The organism is Kineococcus lubricus (genome assembly GCF_050871965.1).
In the GTDB taxonomy this organism is placed as follows: domain Bacteria; phylum Actinomycetota; class Actinomycetes; order Actinomycetales; family Kineococcaceae; genus Kineococcus.
Map to the genome: position 1 here is coordinate 57,657 of NZ_JBJLSK010000019.1, position 18,077 is coordinate 75,733.

General features: G+C 77.0%; 14 protein-coding genes. 10 read left to right on the forward strand and 4 right to left on the reverse strand.

Features of this window, described 5'->3' with window-relative positions; all coding sequences use genetic code 11:
* The first annotated feature begins 2 nt into the window (after window positions 1–2).
* From ACRYRX_RS15550 to recD, 10 genes are all read left to right on the forward strand, one after another.
* On the forward strand, window positions 3–449 hold the full coding sequence (locus tag ACRYRX_RS15550; RefSeq protein WP_432513158.1) for a nitroreductase family deazaflavin-dependent oxidoreductase: 447 nt from the start codon (window positions 3–5) through the stop codon (window positions 447–449).
* Window positions 450–612: 163 nt separating this feature from the next.
* Window positions 613–1,023 (forward strand): hypothetical protein, encoded by a 411-nt coding sequence (locus tag ACRYRX_RS15555; RefSeq protein ID WP_432513160.1) that lies wholly within the window; start codon window positions 613–615, stop codon window positions 1,021–1,023.
* 35 nt (window positions 1,024–1,058) lie between these two features.
* Window positions 1,059–1,733, forward strand: a complete 675-nt coding sequence (locus tag ACRYRX_RS15560; RefSeq protein ID WP_432513161.1) for a histidine phosphatase family protein — start codon at window positions 1,059–1,061, stop codon at window positions 1,731–1,733.
* 2 nt (window positions 1,734–1,735) lie between these two features.
* Window positions 1,736–2,362 (forward strand): nucleoside/nucleotide kinase family protein, encoded by a 627-nt coding sequence (locus tag ACRYRX_RS15565; protein WP_432513163.1) that lies wholly within the window; start codon window positions 1,736–1,738, stop codon window positions 2,360–2,362.
* 55 nt (window positions 2,363–2,417) lie between these two features.
* Window positions 2,418–4,235, forward strand: a complete 1,818-nt coding sequence (ggt, locus tag ACRYRX_RS15570; RefSeq protein WP_432513164.1) for a gamma-glutamyltransferase — start codon at window positions 2,418–2,420, stop codon at window positions 4,233–4,235.
* A gap of 133 nt (window positions 4,236–4,368) precedes the next feature.
* Window positions 4,369–4,746: a hypothetical protein gene (locus ACRYRX_RS15575; protein WP_432513166.1), complete on the forward strand. Its 378-nt coding sequence runs from the start codon at window positions 4,369–4,371 to the stop codon at window positions 4,744–4,746.
* A 72-nt stretch (window positions 4,747–4,818) separates the two neighbouring features.
* A complete protein-coding gene (locus tag ACRYRX_RS15580; protein WP_432513167.1) occupies window positions 4,819–6,213 on the forward strand; it encodes a threonine/serine exporter family protein in 1,395 nt (464 codons plus the stop codon).
* Between the two features lie 53 nt (window positions 6,214–6,266).
* Window positions 6,267–9,680, forward strand: a complete 3,414-nt coding sequence (gene recC / locus ACRYRX_RS15585; RefSeq protein WP_432513169.1) for an exodeoxyribonuclease V subunit gamma — start codon at window positions 6,267–6,269, stop codon at window positions 9,678–9,680.
* Window positions 9,677–13,039 (forward strand): UvrD-helicase domain-containing protein, encoded by a 3,363-nt coding sequence (locus ACRYRX_RS15590; protein ID WP_432513170.1) that lies wholly within the window; start codon window positions 9,677–9,679, stop codon window positions 13,037–13,039. The genes recC and ACRYRX_RS15590 overlap by 4 nt, the downstream gene beginning before the upstream one ends.
* Window positions 13,036–14,934 (forward strand): exodeoxyribonuclease V subunit alpha, encoded by a 1,899-nt coding sequence (recD, locus tag ACRYRX_RS15595; protein ID WP_432513171.1) that lies wholly within the window; start codon window positions 13,036–13,038, stop codon window positions 14,932–14,934. Before ACRYRX_RS15590 ends, recD begins: the two co-directional genes overlap by 4 nt.
* Here recD and ACRYRX_RS15600 read toward each other — a convergent pair.
* The 4 genes from ACRYRX_RS15600 to ACRYRX_RS15615 all read right to left on the reverse strand — a co-directional run bounded on the left by ACRYRX_RS15600 (window position 14,879) and on the right by ACRYRX_RS15615 (window position 18,066).
* The gene (locus ACRYRX_RS15600) at window positions 14,879–15,463 is read right to left on the reverse strand and encodes a hypothetical protein (protein ID WP_432513172.1); all 585 of its coding nucleotides are present in this window, start codon (window positions 15,461–15,463) and stop codon (window positions 14,879–14,881) included. The two genes, recD and ACRYRX_RS15600, sit on opposite strands and share 56 nt — an antisense overlap.
* Window positions 15,464–15,474: 11 nt before the next feature.
* Complete coding sequence (locus ACRYRX_RS15605; protein WP_432513174.1) at window positions 15,475–16,857, reverse strand: NAD(P)/FAD-dependent oxidoreductase; 1,383 nt, start codon at window positions 16,855–16,857, stop codon at window positions 15,475–15,477.
* 157 nt (window positions 16,858–17,014) lie between these two features.
* Window positions 17,015–17,476 (reverse strand): VOC family protein, encoded by a 462-nt coding sequence (locus ACRYRX_RS15610; RefSeq protein ID WP_432513175.1) that lies wholly within the window; start codon window positions 17,474–17,476, stop codon window positions 17,015–17,017.
* Window positions 17,473–18,066, reverse strand: a complete 594-nt coding sequence (locus tag ACRYRX_RS15615) for a DNA-3-methyladenine glycosylase I (protein ID WP_432513176.1) — start codon at window positions 18,064–18,066, stop codon at window positions 17,473–17,475. Before ACRYRX_RS15615 ends, ACRYRX_RS15610 begins: the two co-directional genes overlap by 4 nt.
* Window positions 18,067–18,077 lie beyond the last annotated feature (11 nt).

Sequence of the window (18,077 nt, forward strand, 5' to 3'; positions counted from 1 at the left end):
CCATGCCGTTGACCGGAGAGTACGAACCGAGCCCCGAAGCGTGGGTCCGCGACCAGGTGGAGCAGTACGAGTCCTCGGGCGGGACGGAGGGCACCGAGCTGCGGGGGATGCCCGTGGTCGTCCTGACGACGAAGGGCGCGAAGTCGGGCAAGCTGCGCAAGCAGCCGCTGATGCGCGTCGAGCACGAGGGCGTCTACGCGGTGGTCGCGTCGCTGGGCGGGGCGCCGAAGCACCCCGTCTGGTACTTCAACGTGAAGGCGCACCCGCTGGTGGAGCTGCAGGACGGGCCGGTGAAGCGCGACTACACGGCCCGCGAGGTCACCGGCGCGGAGCGGGAGCAGTGGTGGGAGCGGGCCGTCGCGGCCTACCCGGACTACGCCGACTACCAGCGCAAGACCGACCGGGTCATCCCGGTGTTCGTCCTGGAGGCCGCCTCGTCGGAGGGCTGAGCGCGAGGCCGACACGCCGGTGACCTGCGCGTTCACGACTCACCCGGACGGTCGTTAGGCCGTCCGGGTGACTTCGGCTCAGATCATGGCCGCCCCTGCCTAACACTGGGAGTCACACAGAGAACACTCTGGGCAATCAGCAGCGGGTGGACAGGAGACGACGATGCGACTTGGAACGGTGACCTCGGCCCCGGCGGTGCGCACCGCGTCCCGCGTCGACGGCCTCAGCGGCACCGAGGCGGTCACCCCGGTGCGCAGGATCACCCCGGAGTGGATCGACGAGGACCCGCTCGACGAGCTGACCCAGTCCGACCGGGCCCTGCTCGGCCACCTCTACGACCTCGGGGACCTCGAGGTCGGCGCCGCCCCCGTCGCCTCCCTGGCCCGCGAGATCAACCGCGAGCGCGCCAGCGGCATGGTCTCCGAGCAGCGCGACCTCACCGCCGAGGACCTGCGCCGCATGATCGGCCGGCTCACCTTCACCGCCAAGGAACCGGTGCCCGTGGAGGTCCAGCTGCGGCTCATGGTCATGCTCAACGGCTCCACCCAGGGACGTCTGGACGTCGTCCTCTGAGGCTCTGACCCCGGGGCTCTGACATCGTGACGGGCGTGCGCCTCTTCCTCGTCCGTCACGGCCAGACCCGCTCCAACGTCGAGCACCTCCTCGACACCGCCGTCCCCGGCGCCGACCTCAGCGACCTCGGGCGCGAGCAGGCCGACGCGCTCGTGCCGACGCTGGGGGGCCAGGGCATCGGGGCCCTGACCGCCTCCACGCTCGTCCGCACCCAGCAGACCGCCGCCCCGCTGGCCGCCCACCTCGGCCTCGACGTCGCGGTCGCCGACGGGCTGCGCGAGATCGAGGCCGGCGACCTGGAGATGCGCGGCGACGAGGCCTCCGTCGTCCGCTACCTCGACGTCGTGTCCGCCTGGCTGCGCGGTGAGCTCGACGTCGCCGAACCCGGCGCCGAGGACGGCACCGCCTTCTTCGCCCGCTACGACGGCGCCGTCGCCGACGCGGTCGCCGCGGCCCGCGCCGCCGGCGTCGGCACCCTCGCCCTCGTCAGCCACGGCGCCGCCATCCGCACCTGGGCCGGGACCCGCGTGCGCAACCTGTCCGCCGAGTACGTCATCGCCACCGGCCTGGCCAACACCGGGATCGTCGAGCTCGTCGGCGACCCCGAGTCCGGCTGGACGTGCGTCAGCTGGATGGGCGCCGTCGTCGACGCCGAGCAGGCCGAGGTCGCCGGGCAGGGCCCGGCGGCCGAACCGGGGACGGTGTTCTGAGCGTGGCGTACCCGGCGCTGCTGGGACGCGCACGGGCGCTCGCGGCCGGGCCGCGGCGCGTCCTCGGCCTCGTCGGCGCCCCCGGCGCGGGCAAGTCGACCCTCGCCGCACGGCTCGTGGCCGACCTCGGCCCCGAGGTCGCCGTCCTGGTGCCCATGGACGGGTTCCACCTCGCCGACGTCGTCCTGGGCGCCCTGGGCCGCCGCGACCGCAAGGGCGCCCCCGACACCTTCGACGCGGGCGGCTACGTCGCGCTGCTGCGGCGGCTGCGGTCGCAGGAGGAGGACGTCGTGTACGCCCCGCAGTTCCGCCGGGACCTGGAGGAACCCGTCGGGTCCGCGCTGCCCGTGCCGCGCGAGGTGCCGCTGGTCGTCACCGAGGGCAACTACCTGCTGCTGCGGGAGGGCCCGTGGGCGGCGCTGGAGGGGCTCCTCGACGAGTGCTGGTACCTGCGCCCGGACGAGGCGGTGCGGCACGACCGGCTCATCGCCCGCCACGAGGCCTTCGGCAAGGACCCCGCCGCCGCCCGCGCGTGGGCGCTGGGCAGCGACGAGGCGAACGCCGCCGTGATCGCCGCGAGCGCCTCCCGCGCCGACCTCGTCCTCGACGCCGCCGACCTCACCGGCTGAGGTCGGGCCGCCGAACCTCTGGCGCGACTGTGCGGATCCTGAGAAGGTTCCGCCCATGCGAGGTCGCAGCGTTGCCGCCCTGGTCTTCTCCACCGTCCTGACCACCGGACTCACCACGGGGCTCGCCGGCCCCGCCCACGCCCGGACCACCGATGAACCCGTCCCCACCGACCGCACCCCCGTCGCCACCGGCTTCGGCGGGGCCGTCTCCAGCGTCGACCCCGACGCCACCGCCATCGGCCTGGACGTCCTGCGCCGCGGCGGCAACGCCGTCGACGCCGCCGTCGCCACCGCCGCCGCGCTCGGCGTCACCGAGCCCTACTCCGCCGGCGTCGGCGGCGGCGGGTTCCTCGTCAGCTACGACGCCACCACCCAGCGGGTCACCACGATCGACGGCCGCGAGACCGCGCCCGCCGCGATGACCCCCGACGCCTTCCTCGGCCCCGACGGCACCCCCCGCCCGTTCCCCGAGCTCGTGAACTCGACCCTGTCCGTCGGCGTCCCGGGCACCCCCGCGACCTGGGAGCGGGCGCTCGCCGAGCAGGGCACGATGACGCTCACGCAGGCGCTGTCGGGCGCCCGGTCGCTGGCCGAGCGGGGTTTCGTCGTCGACGAGGAGTTCCGCGAGCAGACCGTCGACAACGCCGAGCGGTTCCGGGACTTCTCCTCCACCGCGCAGCTGTTCCTGCCCGGCGGCGACGCCCCCGCGGTCGGGTCGGTGTTCCGCAACCCCGACCTCGCCCGGACCTACCAGCTCCTCGGCGAGCAGGGCGCCGGCGCGTTCTACGGCGGTGAGCTCGGCCGCGCCGTCGTCGACACCGTCGCCGCCCCGCCCGTCGCCGACGGGGTGAGCCGCGAGGTCCTGCGCGGGCGGATGACCCTCGACGACCTGCTGGCCTACCGCGCACCGGACCGCGAACCCACCCGCGTCGTCCACGACAGCGCCTCGGGCACCGTCGAGGTCTACGGGATGGGCGCCCCCAGCAGCGGCGGCACCACCGTCGGGGAGGCCCTCAACGTCCTCGACGCCCTCGACTCCCGCCTCGGCCCCACCACCGACCCCGTCGTCTCCGAGCACCGCAAGCTCGAAGCGGCCGCCCTCGCGTTCGCCGACCGCAACCGGTTCGTCGGCGACCCCGACGTCCAGGACGTCCCGCAGCAGCGGCTGCTGTCGCCGGAGTTCGCCGCCCAGCGCGCCTGCCCGGTCCGCGACGACGCCGTCCTGCCGCGTCCGGTCGCCCCCGAGACCGGCTGCGACGCGACGGGTGAGACCGACCCCGAACCCTACGAGGGGCAGTCCACCACGCACCTGGTGACCGCCGACGCCGCCGGGAACGTCGTCTCCTACACCCTCACCATCGAGCAGACCGGCGGATCCGGCATCGTCGTCCCGGGCCGGGGTTTCCTGCTGAACAACGAGCTCACCGACTTCAACGCCGCCCCCGCCGTCGCCGGGCAGCCCGACCCGAACCTGCCCGGCCCCGGCAAGCGCCCCCGCTCCTCGATGTCGCCGACCATCGTGCTCGCCGACGGCCGCCCCCTGCTGGCCGCCGGGTCCCCCGGCGGGGCCACGATCATCGGCACCACCCTGGGGATCCTCGTCGACCGCCTCGACCGCGGCGTGCCGCTGCCCGAGGCCGTCGCCGCGCCCCGCGTCTCGGAGCAGAACGGGACCGCCACCTCCGCCGAGACCGCCTACGTCGAGTCCGCGCGGGGCCAGGCGCTGGCCGCGCTCGGCCACGTGTTCCGGCCCGTGGAGGAGATCGGGGCGGCGGCCGCGCTGGAGTTCCTGCCCGACGGGCGGGTGCAGGCCGTGGCCGAACCCGTGCGGCGCGGCGGCGGGGCCGCCGGGGTCGTCCACCCCGCGCCCTGACCCGTCCCGACGCGGCCCGGACCGGTCGGGGCGGTCTTCACAGGACCCGACCGGTCCGGGTGCAACGGACGGCGCCGCCCGTGCGTCGAACCCGTGGAAGAGCAGGACGCACGACACCGGAGGCCGGACCGCCATGAACCGCCGCACGACGCTCGCCCTGACCGCAGTGGCCGCTCCCGCCCTCGCCCTGGGCCTGGCCGCCTCGACCGCGAACGCCGGCACCGCGCCCGGGGCCGACCCCGCGACGGTCCAGGGGATCACCTCGGCCGTCACCGCCAGCCCGGCGACGGCCGCCGTCCCCGCCACCGCGTACGCCGTCACCGACGTCCGGGTGGCCGGGGACGTGGCCGCCGCCACCCTCGAACCGGCCGACCCGGCCGCCCTCGACCCCGCCACCGCCGTCCTGCGCTCCGAGGGCGGGACCTGGACCGTCGTCGACCTCGGCACCGCCGGCGTCGGCTGCGACCTGCTCACCCCGGCCCAGCAGGCCGAACTCGCCCTGACCTGCTGACGGGACCCGCTGACGGGACCCGCTGACGGGACGGCACGGGGCGGGCCGGGCGGCAGCCGGTAGCGTCGGCGCGTGTTCTCCCGCGCGACCCCCGCCCGCTGGCGCACCCGGCTCGCGGAGATCGTCGCCGGTGAAGCCCCCGCCCCCGAACCCGTCGGCGAGGGTGGCCTGACGCAGACCGAGGCCCTCGAAGCGCTCGAGGCCCTGGCCCGGATGGCCGAGGCCCTGCTGTCCGCGGGGGCCTCGGCCGCCGACGTGACCGCCCTGACGCTGCGGGCCGCCGCCGGCGCCGGGCTGCTGCACACCCAGGTCGACATCAACTACACCGCCGTCCTCGTCTCCACCGCCGGCGCCGACCGCCTCCCCCTCACCTCCGTGCGCGTCGTCAAGGTGCGGACCAGCGACTACACCCGGCTCGCGGGGCTCTACGACCTCGCCCACGCCGCCGGCGACGGCCTGCCCCCCGCCGAGATCGACACCCGGCTGCGGCGGCTGCTGTCCCAGCGCCGCCCCTACCGGCCGTGGATCTCCGCCGCCGGTGGCGTCGGCCTGGCCGCCTCGGTGGCCGTCACCCTCGGCGGCACCCTCGCCGTCGCCGTGGCCGCCGCCCTCGTCACCTGCCTGCTGCAGGTCGTGCTGTCCTCGCTCAACCGCCGCGGGCTGCCCGCCTTCTTCCAGCAGGTCGCCGGGGCCGCGATCGCCACCGCCTGCGCCCTGGCCCTGCTCGTCACCGGCCCCCACCTGCCGCCGTGGATCGGCGACCTGCCACCCTCCCTCGTCGTCGGGTCCGGCATCGTCGCGCTGCTCGCCGGGCTCTCCCTGGTCGGCTCCGCCGAGGACGCGATCTCCGGGTTCTACGTCACCGCCGGCGCCCGCGCCTTCGAGACCGTCCTGCTCACCACCGGCCTCGTCCTCGGCATCGCCGGGGTCCTCGACCTGGGCCAGCGCGCCGGCATCACCCTCTCCCTCAGCTTCTCGCCCGGGCAGCCGTACCCGCTGCCCGTCCAGGTCCTCGCCGGGGCCGTCGCCGCCTCGACCTGGGCGGTCTCCGGCTACGCCGGGTCCCGCGCGGTGCTGCTCGCCGGCCTCGCCGGCGCCACCGCCACCGCCACCGCCGGGGTCTGCACGCAGCTGGGCCTGGGACCGGCCGCCTCCGCCGGCGCCGCCGCCCTGCTCGTGGGGTTCCTCGCCGAGGGCACCGCCTGGCGCTGGAGGGTGCCCGGTCTCGTCGTGTCCGTCTGCGGCATCGTCCCGCTGCTGCCCGGGCTGGCCATCTACCGGGCGATCTTCTCCCTCGTCGGCGGCGGCACCTCCGCCGGGCTCGCCCAGCTCGTCACCGCCTTCGGGACCGCGCTGGCGCTGGCCGCCGGGGTCACCCTGGGGGAGTTCTGCTCCCAGCCGCTGCGCCGGGAGTTCGACCGCATCGAGCAGCGGGTGCGGCGCCGCTCCCTCAACCGGCAGTTCTGAGGGCGACCGCCCGCCGCGCGGTCGTGTCGCAGCGGTCGGGTAGGAAGGGGACCGTGCTCCACGTCCACCGCTCCGAGAGCGCGACCGCTCTCGTCGCCGGCCTCGCCGACGTCCTGCGCCGGCCCGCCGCCGGCGCCGACCCGTTCGCCCCCGACGTCCTGGCCGTCGGGGCCCGCGGGACCGAGCGGTGGATCGCGCAACGGCTCTCGCACCACCTCGGCGCCGGGCCCGGCGGCCACGACGGGATCTGCGCGCGCGTCGACTTCCCCTCCCCGGCGCAGCTGCTGGACGGCGTGGTGGCCGACGTCCTGGCCCGGACCCGCCCCGAGGTGGCCGACGCCGTCGCGCGGTGGGCCCCGGACGCGCTGACGTGGCACGTCCTGGAGGTCCTCGACGCGATCGCCCCCGCCGACGGCTCCGCCCCCGACCCGCGCCCGGAGTTCGCCGTCCTGCGCCACCACCTGCGCGCCGTCCCGGGCGAGGACGTCCCCCGCGTGCGGCGGACCGCGGCCGCGTCCCGGCTCGCGGGCCTGTTCGCCCGCTACGGAGCGGCCCGCCCGGCGCTGCTGGCCGACTGGGCCGCCGGCGGCCGCGACGTCCCCGACGACCTGCGCTGGCAGCCGGAGGTGTTCCGCGCCGTCCGCGAGCACGTCGGGCTGCCCGCCCCCGCCGAGCTGCTCGACGGGGTCTGCTCGGCGCTGCGGGCCGACCCGTCCCTGACGGGCCTGGGCGAGCGGTTCGGCGTGTTCGTCGTGACCCGCCTGGCCCACGCCCGGCTGCGCGTGCTGGCCGCCCTCGCCGAGCACCGCGAGGTGCACCTGTTCGTCCAGCACCCCAGCCCGGCGCTGTGGGCGCGGGCCACCGCCCCCGACGGGCTGCGTCGCGCCCCGCACGCCGAGCGCGCCCAGGCCGAGGTGCGGCACCCGCTGCTGCTGTCCCTCTCGCGCGACGTGCGGGAGCTGCAGGCGCGGCTGCTGGAGGCCGCGCCGGGCTTCGTGGACGTCCACCACCCCGCCCCCGCCCCGCCGCGCACCCTCCTGGGCCGGTTGCAGGACGCCCTGGCCCGCGACGAGCCGCCCGCCCCGGCCCCCCTGCCGCAGGACGACACCTCCGTCCAGGTCCACTCCTGCCACGGCCGCGCCCGCCAGGTCGAGGTGCTGCGCGAGGTCGTCCTGGGCCTGCTCGACGCCGACCCGGCGCTGCAACCGCGCGACGTGCTCGTCCTGTGCCCCGACGTGGAGACCTACGCCCCCCTCGTGCAGGCCGTCTTCTCCACCGACTCCCACCCCGGCGGGGGCCTGCGCGTCTCCGTCGCCGACCGCTCGGCCCTGCAGACGAACCCGCTGCTCGGGCTGGCCGCCCGGGTCCTGGTCCTGGCCCAGAGCCGGCTGACCGCCAGCGAGGTCCTCGACCTCGCCGCGACCGGCGCGGTCCGGCGCCGGTTCGGCCTGGAGGAGGAGGACCTCGAGCAGCTGCGCGAGTGGACCGTCGACGCCGGGGTGCACTGGGGGCTGTCGGCCGAGCACCGCTCCGCGTGGGCGCTGGGGCAGGTCGCGCAGGGGTCCTGGCGCGCCGGGCTGGACCGCCTCCTCGTCGGGGTCGCCGTCGGCGGCGCCGGCGAGGACCACCTCGTCGGCGCCCCCGGTGCCCAGGTGGTCCCGCTGGCCGACGTGGAGTCCTCCCGCGTCGACCTCGCCGGCCGCTTCGCCGAGCTCCTCGACCGCCTCGACGCGACCGTGGCCCGGCTCACCGGGCGCCGCAGCGTCGCCGCGTGGTGCGAGGTGCTGCTCGACGGCGTCCTCGACCTCGCCGACACCACGCCCGACACCACCTGGCAGGTCACCCAGCTGCGCCGCGAGCTGGGCGCCGTCGCCACCGACGCCGCGCGCGCCGGGACCGCCGAGGTCGGCCTCGCCGACGTCTGCGCCCTCGTCGCCGAGCGGTTCGCCGGCCGGCCCCAGCGCGCGAACTTCCGCACCGGGGCCCTGACCGTCTGCACCCTCACCCCGATGCGCTCGGTCCCGCACCGCGTCGTCTGCCTGCTCGGCATGGACGACGGCGCGTTCCCGCGCGTCACCGCCCCCGACGCCGACGACGTCCTGGCCCGCGACCCCCACCTGGGCGACCGCGACCCCCGCAGCGAGGACCGCCAGGTGCTGCTCGACGCGATCTGCTCCGCGCGCGACACCCTCGTGGTCACCTACAGCGGCCGGGACGTCCGCACCGGCGCCGAGCTGCCCCCGGCCGTCCCGGTGGGCGAGGTCCTCGACAGCCTCGAGGCCGCGCACCCCGGCGCGCGCGGGCGCGTCGTCGTGCAGCACCCGCTGCAGCCCACCGACCCCAAGAACTTCACCCCCGGCGCGCTGGGGCGCCCCGGCCCGTTCAGCTACGACACCAGCGCCCACGCCGGGGCCCGCACCGGCACCGCCGAACCCACCGCCCCGCCGCCGTTCCTGCCCGCCGGGCTGCCGCCCGCCCCCGCCGCCGACCTCGACCTGGACCAGCTCGTGCAGTTCTTCCAGCACCCCGCGAAGGGTTTCCTGCGGCAGCGGCTCGACGTCGCCACCGCCACCCGCGAGGAGGAACCGGCCGACGCCCTGCCCGTCGAGCTGGACGCCCTGCGCACGTGGGCGGTGGGGGACCGGGCCCTGACCGCGCGGCTGCGCGGCACCCCGCCCGCCGACATCACCCGGCTCGAGGCCGCCCGCGGCGACCTGCCGCCGGGGCCGCTGGGGGACCGCGTGCTGCGCGGGATCGGCCCCGTGGTCGACCGCATCGCCACCGTCGCCGCGGAGTTCGACCCCGCCGCGGGCGACCCGGTGCCCCGGTCCGTCGACGTCGAGCTCGACCTCGACGTCCCCGGCTCCGGGCAGGTCCGGCTCACCGGGAACGTGCGCGGCGTGCGGCCCGTCCGGCCCGGCGGCCGCGCCACCGGTGAGGTCGCCGTCACCACCACCTACTCCCGGGTCAAGGCCAAGCAGACCGTGCGGGCCTGGATCGAGCTGCTCGCCCTGTCCGCCGCCCACCCCGGCACGCCGTTCCGCGCCGTCGTCGTGGGCCGCGGCGCGCAGGGCACCGTCGCGGTGGTGACCCTGGGCCCCGTCCCCGCCGACCTGGCCCGCGGCACCCTCACCGACCTGCTGGAGCTGCGGTCCCACGGCCTGCGGACCCCCCTGCCGCTGCCGGTGGAGACCGCCATGGCCTACGCCGTCGCCGCCTGGGGGGGCCGCCCGGCCCCCGCCTGCCGCCGCGCCGCCGCGCAGGCGTGGGTCTCGGGCTGGTCCTTCCCCAAGGAGGACGCCGACGAGGAGAACGTGACGGTCTGGGGCGCCGGGGCCGGCCTGGACACCCTGCTGGACTGGGCGCCGCCGCCGGGCTGGCCACCGGCCGCCCCGGCGACCTTCGACGCCGCCGTGCAGCGGCTGTGGGAACCGCTGCTGGGCGCCTACCGGGTGGAGGAGCGGTGAGCGCGCCCACGTTCGACCTGACCGGGCCCCTGCCCACCGGCACCACCGTCCTGGAGGCCAGCGCCGGGACCGGCAAGACGTACACCATCGCCGGGCTCGTCACCCGGTTCGTCGCCGAGGGCCGCGCCGCCGTCGACGAGCTGCTCGTCGTCACCTTCGGCCGCGCCGCGACCGCCGAGCTGCGCGACCGCGTCCGCGAGCGCCTCGTCAGCACCCGCGACGCCCTGGCCGACCCCGCGGCCGCCCGCACCAGCTCCGACGCCGTCGTGCGCCACCTCGCCGCGGCCGACGTGGAGCGCCGCCGCGCCCGCCTGAGCGCCGCCCTCGCCGGGTTCGACGCCGCCACCGTCGCGACCATCCACGAGTTCTGCCGGCAGGTCCTCACCAGCCTCGGCACGGCCGCCGACGTGGACCCCACGGCCACCCTCGTCGAGGACGTCGACGACCTCGTGGAGGAGGTCTGCGACGACCTGTACGTGCGGTTCGCCGTCCACGCCGGCGTCCCGCCCTTCGGCCGCGACGTGGCCCTGCGCATCGCCCGCGAGGCCGTCGCCCGCCCCGACGCCCGCATCGCCCCGCCGGGCACCACGCCGAACACCCCCGAGGACCTGCGCGTCCGGTTCGCGCAGGGCGTCCGGCGCGAGGTCGCCGCCCGCAAGCGCTCGCGCCGCGTCATGGGCTTCGACGACCTGCTGATCCGCCTGCGCGACGCCCTCACCGACGGGACCGCCGGGCCGACGGCCTGCGAACGCCTGCGGCGCAGGTACTCCGTCGTCCTCGTCGACGAGTTCCAGGACACCGACGCCGTGCAGTGGGACGTCCTGCGCACCGCCTTCCACGGCCAGGACCGCCCGCTGGTCCTCATCGGCGACCCCAAGCAGGCGATCTACGCCTTCCGCGGCGCCGACGTGAACTCCTACCTCGACGCCGTGGCCGTCGCGGGCACCACCGCGACCCTGGGCACGAACTTCCGCAGCGACCCCGCCGTCCTGGACGGGACGGCGCAGCTGCTGCGGGGCGCCGCCCTGGGCGACGAGGGGATCGTCGTCCACCCCGTGCGGGCCCACCACCCCCGGCCCGCGCTCGTCGGTCCCGACGGGGCGGGCGACCCGACGCCCGTGCGGTTGCGGGTCCTGCGCCGCGACGGGCTGCCGGTGACCGCCCGCACCGGCGTCCCCGCCGTCGCCGACGTGCGCGCCGCCGTCGCGCGCGACACCGCCGCCGAGGTCGTCTCCGTCCTCGGCCAGGGGCTGCGGGTCCGCCCCCACCGCGGGGGGCCCGAGCGCGACCTCGCGGCCGGGGACGTCGCCGTCCTCGTCCGCACCGGCGCGCAGGCCGTCCTCGTCCAGGAGGAGCTGCGCCGCCGCAACGTGCCGTGCGTCCTGTCCCGCGGGCCCAGCGTCTTCGCCACCCCCGCCGCCCGGGAGTGGCTGTGGCTGCTGGAGGCCGTCGAGCAGCCGCACCGCGCGCCCCGCGTGCGCCGCGCGGCCCTGACCAGCTTCGTGGGCCGCACCACCACCGACCTCGACGCCGGCGGGGACCACGCGACCGACGACCTGTCCGTCCAGCTGCGCGAGTGGGGTGCCCTGCTGGCCGAGCGCGGGGTCGCGGCGACGTTCGCCGCGCTGGCCGAGCAGCACCGGCTGGCCGCCCGCCTGCTGGCCGTCGACGGCGGCGAGCGCCGCCTGACCGACCTGCGGCACATCGCCGAGGTCCTGCACGGCGAGTCCGCGCTCAACCCCGGCGGCGGGGTGTCCAGCCTGCTGTCGTGGCTGCGGGGCCGCGTCGAGGAGGCCGCCGGCGACAACGACCGGGAACGCTCCCGCCGCCTGGACACCGACCGCGCCGCCGTGCAGATCGCGACCGTCCACACCAGCAAGGGCCTGGAGTTCGAGGTCGTCTGCGTCCCCTACGGCTGGGACTGCCCCGGCGGGGGGTCCCAGGACCGGCTGCCCGTCGCGCACGTCCCCGACGGGGACGGCCCGGCGACGCGGGCCCTGCACGTGGGCGGGCCCGCCGCCCCCGGCTACGACGCGCACTGCCGCGCCGCCGACACCGAGGACCTCGGGGAGGAGCTGCGGCTGCTGTACGTCGCGCTGACCCGCGCGGTGTCCCGGCTCGTCGTGTGGTGGGCCCCCGCCACCAACACCCAGCGCGGCGCGCTGCACCGGCTGCTGCTCACCGACGACCCCCGCCGCATCCCCGAGAAGCTGCCGCTGCCCACCGACGACGCCCTGCGCGCCGTCCTCGCCGCCCGGTTCCCCGCCGGCGGCCCGGTGGCCGTCGAGGACGTCCCCCTCACCGCGCCGCTGCGCCGGCGGCCCACCCCGGCGGTGACGGCCACCGACCTGCGGGTCGCGCGGTTCGGCGCCACCGTCGACGGCGACTGGCGGCGCACCTCCTACTCCGGCCTGACCCGCGGCGTCCACGACACCGCCGGGCCCGGCCGCGCCGTCCTGTCCGAACCGGAGGTCGAGGCCACCACCGACGAGGCCGACGCCGAGGTGGGCGGCCCCGTGGAAGCCCCCGACCCGCACGGCTGGCGGCAGGTCCCCTCACCGCTGTCCGACCTGCCCGCCGGGACCGGTTTCGGGACCCTCGTGCACGCCGTCCTGGAGGGTTTCGACCCGGCCGTCCCCGACCGCCCCGCCCACCTCGCGGCCCTGGCCCGCGACCAGTTCGCCCCCGCGCTGGCCGAACCCCTCGCCGCCGCGCTGGACCCCGTGCTGCGCACCCCGCTGGGTCCGCTGGCCTCCGGCCGCAGCCTGCAGGACTTCGCCGTCGGCGACCGGCTCGCCGAGCTCGACTTCGAGCTGCCGCTCGCCGGCGGTGACGACGCCGGCCCGGGCGGCTCCCGCCTCGGCGACCTCGCCGCGCTGCTGCGCACCCACCTCGGCCCCGCCGACCCGGTGCACCGCTACGCCGACCTCCTGGAGGACCCCGCCCTGGCCGCCGAGGGCCTGCGCGGGTACCTCACCGGCTCCATCGACGCCGTCCTGCGCGACGGCGACCGGTTCCTCGTCGTGGACTACAAGACGAACCGGCTCGCCGGGCCGGGCGAGCCGCTGACGGCCTGGCACTACCGCCGCGAGGCGCTCGACGAGGCCGTCCTCGCCGCGCACTACCCGCTGCAGGCGCTGCTGTACTCCGTCGCCCTGCACCGGTTCCTGCGCTGGCGCGCGCCCGGGTACGACCCGGCCACCCACCTCGGCGGCAGCCTCTACCTGTTCCTGCGCGGCATGTGCGGGCCCGGCACCGCTCCCGGCCCCGACGGCGTCCCGCCCGGGGTCTGGTCCTGGGCGCCACCGGCCGCCCTGGTCGTCGCCGTGTCCGAACTGCTCGCCGGGAGGAACGCGTGAGCCTGCCCGAACCCGCCCCCGAGGTGGACCGCTCGGCCACCGTGGCCCGCACCGCGACCGGGCTGCTGCGCGAGGTCAACGAGCTCGGCCTGCTGCACGCCGCCGACGTCCACGTGGCCCGCCGGCTCGGTGCCGTCGCCGGCGAGCAGGACCAGACCGTGCTGCTGGCCGTGGCGCTCGCGGTGCGCGCCGTCCGGCACGGGTCGGTGGTGCTGGAGCTGTCCCGGGTCGAGGAGCTGGTGCCCGAGGACGCCGACGACTCCGGTGCGGTGGAACCGGTCCCGGTCCGCTGGCCGGACCCGGGAGCCTGGCTGGAGGCGTTGCGCCGCAGCCCGTTGACGGTTGAGCACCCGCCCGGCACCGTCGAGGAGGACCGGTCCGCGCCGCTGCACCTGGTGGGCGACCGGTTGTGGCTGGACCGGTACTGGCGCCAGGAGCTGGCCGTCGCCCGGGACCTGCGCGCCCGCAGCACCGCCGTCGCGGCGTTCGACCCCGACGCGGCCGCGGCGGTCCTGGACCGGTTGTGGCCCGGGGACGGCCTGCCCGGCGGGGCCGACGACCAGCGCGCCGCGGCCGCGGTGTGCCTGGCCCACGGGGTGTCGGTGCTGGCCGGGGGCCCGGGGACGGGCAAGACGACGACGGTCGCGCGGCTGCTGGCGGCCGTGCGCGCCCTGTCCGGCGGGACCGTGCGCGTCGCGCTGGCCGCCCCCACCGGCAAGGCCGCGGCCCGCCTCACCGAGGCCGTCGTGGAGGCCGCGGCCACCGGCGTGTTCACCGACACCGAGCGGGACTTCCTGCGCGGGGTCAGCGCCTCGACGCTGCACCGCCTGCTCGGCATCCGGCCGGGGTCGGTGCGGGCCCGCTTCGACGCCGGGCACCGCCTCCCGCACGACGTCGTCATCGTCGACGAGGCGTCGATGGTGGGGCTGGGCGTGATGGCCCGGCTGCTGGCCGCGCTGCGCCCCGGGGCCCGGCTGATCCTGGTCGGGGACCCGCAGCAGCTGGCCTCGGTGGAGGTCGGCAACGTGCTCGCCGACCTGACCGCCGACCCGACCGCCAACCCGACCGCCGACCCGACCGCCGACCTGATCGCGGGCCGGGCCAGGACGCCGCACGGCGTCTCGCACCTGACGCGCACCCACCGGTTCGCCTCCGGCGGCGGGATCGCCGCCATCGCCCAGGCCGTGCGCGACGCCCGCGCCGAGGAGGTCGTGGACCTGCTGCGGGCCGGGGGACCGGACGTGGAGTTCCTGGAGGTGCCCGACGCCGAGGTGGTCTCCGGCGCGGCCCTGGACGTCGTGCGCGCCGACGTCCTCGAGCGCTCGCGAGCCGTGGTGGAGGCTGCCGTCGCCGGGGACGCCGACGCGGCCCTCGCCGCCCTCGACACCCACCGGCTGCTGTGCGCGCACCGGCGCGGGACGCGCGGGGTCTCGCACTGGGGGGCGCTGGCGCACCGGTGGGCCGTCGAGGAGCTCGGGGTGGTGCCCCGCACCGACGGGCGCTACGTCGGCCTGCCGGTGATCGTGACCGCCAACGACCCCGGCACCGGCGTCTTCAACGGCGACACCGGGGTGGTGCTGGACGACGGCGGGATCCTCGTCGCGGCGATCGCCCGCGGCCCGGGGCCGCTGCGGGTGCCGCTGGCCCGGCTGGCGGCGTTCGAGCCGGTGCACGCGATGACGGTGCACCGCAGCCAGGGGTCGCAGTTCGAGACCGTCACGGTGCTCGCCGCACCGGAGCGGTCCCCGCTGGCGACGCGGGAGATGTTCTACACGGCGCTGACGCGGGCCCGCAGCCGCGTGCGGGTCGTGGGGTCGGCCGCGGCCGTCGCCGCCGCGGTCAACCGGCCGCTGGCCCGGGCGACGGGCCTGGCCGACCGGCTGCAGGACCGGTGAGGTCCCGGCCGATCCGGTCGACGAGGGTGGCGAGGTCGCCGCTGCGCGGCGGGGGAGCGGACCGGGCGGCGGCGGCGTAGGCGGCGGGGTCCTTGCCGCCTGGGACCGACCCGGTGCGCCGCAACGCCTCGGTGAACCCCGGCCAGCTCTCCAGGGCCGCTTCGAGGTCGCCGGCCAGGACGTGCACCGGGACGTCGGTCAGCGCGTCGCGGACCCGGCGGGTGCCGTGGTGGGCGCGGTGGTGGTCGTCGTCGCCGTCGAGGACGACCGCGACGACGTCGACGCCGAGGGCGCGGGCCACCGCCACGGCCAGCGGGAACACGTGCTTGCCGCCGACCGCGAGGACGGGGGCGTCCAGGAGCGCCCCGAACACCGCGACGTCGGTGGCGCCCTCGACGAGGACGACCCGCGGGTACGTCAGCGCCGACGCGAAACCCGCCGGCAGCGCGGTGTGCGCCAGCCGGCGGGCTCGGTTCGTGCTGATCCCCAGGGAGGCGGCGACGCGCGCCACCGCCTCCTCGGGGATCACGGCTCGGGAGGTCAGCCGACCTTCGGCTTCTCCTCGGCCTTGGGGTAGATGTCCGTGTTCTGCGCCGGGGTGATGAGCGCGTCCTCCGGACGGGTCTGGTTCAGCGCGACGGCCTGCGGGGGCAGGATCGCGTGCAGCGCCCAGTCGGTGAGCACGCGGATGCGGTTGCTCATCGCGGGCAGCGCGTACAGGTGGTAACCGCGCGCGACGATCTTGGCGGGCAGGCCCGTCATCTCGATGCCCAGCGGCTTGGCGACGGCGGTGCCGCCCCCGAGGTCGGCCACCAGGCCGAGGTCCTTGTGGACGTAGTCGGCGGCCTGGCCGATCCCGAAGGACGCGGCGATGTTCTTGCCGGCCTGGGTGCCCTGGCGCTGGGCGTGCTGCGCGGTGGGCGGGGTGATCGGCTGCGGGCCGTCGGCCGGCTTCGGCTTGGCGAGGTCCGGGACCGCGGCGGCGTCCCCGGCGGCCCAGACGTCGTCGGCACCGGCGACGCGGAACTTGGCGTCCACGACGAGGCGACCGCGGTCCAGCGGCAGGCCCAGCGTGCCCATGAGCGGGTTCGCCATGATGCCCGCGCCCCAGATGAGGGTGCGCGAGGGCACCGGGGTGCCGTCGGTGAGGTTGATGACGTTGCCCTCGACGCTGGCCACGGAGACCCCGAGGCGCACGTCGATGCCGCGGCCCTTGAGGGCCGAGAGGGCGTACTGGCCCAGGCGCGGCCCGAGCTCGGGCAGCACCGCGGGGGCGACGTCGATGAGCAGCCACCGCACGTCGCGCACGTCGATGTTCGACCAGCGGTCGGCGACGCGGGACAGCCAGCGGTGGGTCTGGGCGACGATCTCGGTGCCGGTGTACCCGGCGCCGACCGCCACGACCGTCATGCGCTCGGCGCGCTCGGCGTCGAAGCGCGGGTCGTCGGGCAGGCCGTCGGCCTCGTCGAGCTGGGAGATCAGGTGGTCGCGCACGAACGCGGCCTCGGTGATCGTCTTGACGCCGCGGGCGTTCTCGGACACGCCCGGGATCGGGAACCGGCGGGTCACCGCGCCGGGGGCCAGCAGCAGCTTGTCGTAGGAGAGCACCTGGGTGCCCTCGCCGACGACGCCGCGCTCGCTCTTGGAGATGGTGATCGTCTTGGCCTCGGGGTCGACCGAGGTGGTGTGCCCCACGACGAGCTTGTGGCGGGGCAGCGCCTGCCGCAGCGAGACCGCGACGTGGCGGGGCTCGATGACGGACGCGGTGACGTCCGGCAGCAGGGGGCTGTAGGTGAGGTGGTCAGTCGGGCTGACGATCACCAGCTCCGCCGTGGAGGCCGGAAGGAGCTTCTCGAGCTTCTTGCCGGCGTAGAGGCCGGTGAAGCCACCCCCGACGATGACGACTCGCTGTCGATCGACCATGTGGCACCTCTTGTCTGTGGCTCGCCGGGACGTGGTTCCCGCTTCGGTCCACGATTCTCGCACTCGCGACCGCGACCGTTCACGCGGGTGCGCGCTGCGGGCCGTCCGCGGGGTGTGGACGGGCCGTGATCAGGCCGTCGGCGCGCGGTGACGGTGGTCACCGGCCGTCGGCGGCCGCCTCCAGCTCGGCGACGACCAGGCGCCGCATCCCGAGCATGGCGGTCGTCGCCCGCTGCGCCCGGTCGGGGTCGGGGTCGGCCAGCAGCTCGTGCAGCCGCCGCGGCACGACCTGCCAGGACACGCCCCACGGGTCCTTCAGCCAGCCGCAGCGGCCCTCGGCCCCACCGCCGTCGATCAGCCCGTCCCACAGCCGGTCCACCTCGGCCTGGTCCTCGCAGGCGACCTGGATCGAGAAGGCCTCCGACTGCGGGTAGGACGGGCCGCCGTTGAGGATCGCGTACTCGCGGCCGTCGAGGGTGAACGACACCGTCAGCGGGCCCCCGCCCGGGCCGCCGGGGCTGGTGGAGGTGATCCGGGAGTTCGGGAACAGCGAGACGTAGCGCTGCGCCGCGCTCAGGCCGTCGTCGTCGAACCACAGGCAGGGCACGGTGGTGCTCACGCCGTCGTCACCTCCCGCTCGACCGGTGCTCTCACCGGGCACTCTCGCAGGTGGTCGTCCACCACGCCACAGGCCTGCATGGCCGCGTACGCGGTGGTGGGGCCGACGAAGCGGAAGCCCCGGCGCTTGAGCGCCGCCGCCAGCGCCGCCGACTCCGGCGTCGAGGCCGGCACGTCCGCGGCCGTCTCGGGGGCCGGGCGCGGGCCCGGGGCGGCGGACCACACCAGGTCCGACAGGCTCTCGCCGGCGGCCCGCAGCGCCAGCACGGCGCGGGCGTTGGTGATCGCCGCGGCCACCTTGAGCCGGTTGCGGATGATCCCGGGGTCGGCCAGCAGCCGCGCCACGTCCGCCTCGCCGTAGGCGGCGACGACCTCGGGGTCGAAGCCGTCGAAGGCGGCCCGCAGCGTCTCGCGCCGGCGCAGGACCGTGATCCAGCTCAGCCCCGACTGGAACGCCTCCAGGCTGATCCGCTCGTACAGGGCGCGGTCGCCGCGCACGGGCCGGCCCCACTCCTCGTCGTGGTAGCGGGCGTACAGCGCGTCACCGGTGCCGAAGCAGCGGAAGGGTTCGTCGGCGGGCACGGGGGTCACGCTGGCAGAGA